The organism is Klebsiella sp. HMSC09D12 (assembly GCF_001808475.1).
Classification (GTDB): domain Bacteria; phylum Pseudomonadota; class Gammaproteobacteria; order Enterobacterales; family Enterobacteriaceae; genus Klebsiella; species Klebsiella oxytoca.
Genome location: NZ_KV793505.1, coordinates 1 through 1,184, shown reverse-complemented (window position 1 = coordinate 1,184; position 1,184 = coordinate 1). Strand labels below are relative to the sequence as shown.

The 1,184-nt window shown below is 54.8% G+C and carries 3 protein-coding genes; 1 reads left to right on the top strand and 2 read right to left on the bottom strand.

Annotated features, from left to right (window positions below; translation table 11 throughout):
* Nucleotides 1-119: 119 nt before the first annotated feature.
* The gene (locus HMPREF3178_RS24680; protein ID WP_064772798.1) at nt 120-464 is read left to right on the top strand and encodes a hypothetical protein; all 345 of its coding nucleotides are present in this window, start codon (nt 120-122) and stop codon (nt 462-464) included.
* Between the two features lie 114 nt (nt 465-578).
* Here HMPREF3178_RS24680 and ccgAII read toward each other — a convergent pair whose 3' ends face one another.
* Nucleotides 579-899, bottom strand: a complete 321-nt coding sequence (ccgAII, locus tag HMPREF3178_RS24675; RefSeq protein ID WP_063267558.1) for a protein CcgAII — start codon at nt 897-899, stop codon at nt 579-581.
* Between the two features lie 54 nt (nt 900-953).
* On the bottom strand, nt 954-1,133 hold the full coding sequence (gene ccgAI, locus HMPREF3178_RS24670) for a protein CcgAI (RefSeq protein WP_033547535.1): 180 nt from the start codon (nt 1,131-1,133) through the stop codon (nt 954-956).
* Between the last annotated feature and the right edge of the window lie 51 nt (nt 1,134-1,184).

Here is a 1,184-nt window from a genome sequence, read left to right as displayed (position 1 = left end):
GTAAGCGGGGCGAGACGGGAACCGGCTCGATGCGCAGCACGGCAGAACGGCCCCGCAGGGGCAATGCCCGTTTTAATTCAGCGTGACAGTCACGCGTGACCATCACGGGGAGAAAAATAATGAATGACCGACAGCGAGAACTGGCCCGTATACGCCAGGCCCGCCGCCGCGCGCGGCTCAAGGAAGAAGGCGCAAGCGTGACAGTCACGCTAACAAAACAGGAAGAAGCAATGTTGCAGGAGCTGTGCCGGGTTCGCCGTCCAGGACGAACGCCTTATTCAACGAACGAATTTTTCCAGCTGCTGCTGATCCGCAACTGGCAGCAGTGGCAGGAGCAAAAGGCACAGCTGGGAAAATGCCAGGCTTGCGGAAAGCTGAAAGCGGAGGGAGGTTGCGGGGGTGAACGGAAAGGCGAAACCTTTAACTGCTGGCTTGCCGTCGAAGCCAACGAACTAAATTTGTAGTGTATTGTGCAATACATATTTACACAGAGACAAAGAACAACCGGCTATCTCTGGAACGGCCGCGCAGCGGAAAGAAAAAAGCCCGGTCAATCCGGGCTTGTTTCTTTCGGCGGCTCAGTAATCGTCTAGATCTCCGCAGCCCAGCGGGCAACAATTACGCTCAATACCGTGGCTGCAATAACCGTTTTCCCGATCCTGCCGGATTTCTTCCGCGATCTCGTCTTGGGTCAGATAGTCAAATTCACGCCGCGCTACTGCGATCAGTTCTTCCCGATACTCGGCCGGAACGCCAGCAAGATAGCCGTCAATATCCGCGCTCAGGCGGCGCTGATACAGTTCATAAATCAGGCCGCAGCGGGGCTGCTGTTCGCGCGCAAAACTCTCACACTGGCGACGAAAATCTTCAAGAGTCTGCTCAAGGGTTTGTGTGGTCATGTCGTTTGTCCTCGATCTTTCTGTTAAAGACCCGGCTTGGCCGGGTCGTCAGTGCTATTTAGTTTGTTGCAGCAGCTGGTCTAATTTTGCCGCCAGTGCATACGTCGATGGGAAAGCGCCTTGCAGGCGCTGATTAGGCAGCTGGTTGAACGCTTCGAGGCAGGCGCGCAGCAATAATTCTTTCTGAGATTCGACTTCTTTTTTCAGCTGGGAAGGGGTGGTAACAGTGGTCATGCTTACTCCTTAGTGATCCGATACCGGCAATTTAGCGGGTGGCGGTATTGC

Excerpts from the sequence above, each read along its gene's own strand:
- ccgAI (WP_033547535.1), bottom strand. The coding sequence starts at position 1,133 with ATGACCACTGTTACCACCCCTTCCCAGCTGAAAAAAGAAGTCGAATCT.
- HMPREF3178_RS24680 (WP_064772798.1), top strand. The coding sequence starts at position 120 with ATGAATGACCGACAGCGAGAACTGGCCCGTATACGCCAGGCCCGCCGC.
- ccgAII (WP_063267558.1), bottom strand. The coding sequence starts at position 899 with ATGACCACACAAACCCTTGAGCAGACTCTTGAAGATTTTCGTCGCCAG.